This is a genomic window from Aerococcus sp. L_32 (assembly GCF_050689315.1).
Genome location: NZ_JBOEQF010000645.1, coordinates 1 through 988, shown reverse-complemented (window position 1 = coordinate 988; position 988 = coordinate 1). Strand labels below are relative to the sequence as shown.

At 36.7% G+C, this 988-nt stretch carries 2 protein-coding genes; one reads left to right on the top strand and one right to left on the bottom strand.

Annotated features, from left to right (window positions below; translation table 11 throughout):
- On the bottom strand, positions 1 to 335 hold a 335-nt coding region (locus ACRCJ0_RS15415; protein WP_431391070.1), incomplete at its 3' end, for a mevalonate kinase family protein.
- Between the two features lie 204 nt (positions 336 to 539).
- On the opposite strand from ACRCJ0_RS15415, the gene ACRCJ0_RS15410 reads away from it, so the two are divergent.
- A partial coding sequence (locus ACRCJ0_RS15410) for a glutamine amidotransferase-related protein (protein ID WP_431391069.1) occupies positions 540 to 988 on the top strand: 449 nt, incomplete at its 3' end.

Genomic DNA, 988 nt, shown 5'->3' with positions numbered 1-988 from the left:
ACCAAAGCCGTTGCCATAGCTGCTGAAGAACCCATACCACGCTCAGCAGGTATAGATGAATGGATATTGATCAGCCAGTGACTCTGGTTTTGAGTCATTAAATTCGCTCGTAATTGGTCATAAACAGCTAGCAAATTCTGTAAATCAGATGGTGCTTGGTGGAGTGGCCCTTCATATAAGTCACTCACCAAATAAGCATTGGTTTGGATCTGTTCAATGGTGACTGTCATTTCTACCGCATGAAAGGGTAGGGCTACAGATGGATACCCATGAACCACGGCATGTTCACCCATAATAATGATTTTCCCGTTGGCTTTACCAGTCGCTTTTTTCATACTTTCACTCCTATTCTTTTCTATTATATACAATATTTACAGGTGCCAACACCTTTGAAAACGAATTAAGTATAAATTTATCAAATTATTAAAGGTTGCCAGATTAGAATCCGAACAATATTTTAATTAACGTCGATAAAATCCTAGTAATCACAAATGTTAAATGCTAGAATAAAGATGAAATTCGAAAAAGGAAGTGAAAACATGAGTGTCCAACAATCAATGCAAGATATTGAAAAAATCATTGTACTTGATTACGGTAGTCAATATAACCAATTGATTACACGTCGTATTCGTGAGTTTGGCGTTTATTCAGAACTATTATCACATAAACTAACAGCTGACGAAATCATGGCGAAAGGTAATGTTAAAGGAATTATCCTATCGGGTGGTCCAATGTCAGTGTATGCAGATGGTGCTTTTTCAATTGATGAAGCAGTATTTGATTTAGGAATTCCAGTTTTAGGGATTTGCTATGGTATGCAATTAATGACATTTAAAAATGGTGGGGTAGTCGCTCGCTCCGATAAACGTGAATATGGTCAACAATCGTTATTTATTGATAAAGCAGATTCAGCCATTTTTAAGGGGTTAGAAGCAGAAGAATTAGTGTTAATGAGCCATTCTGACCGTATTGAAGAAATTCCTGAAGG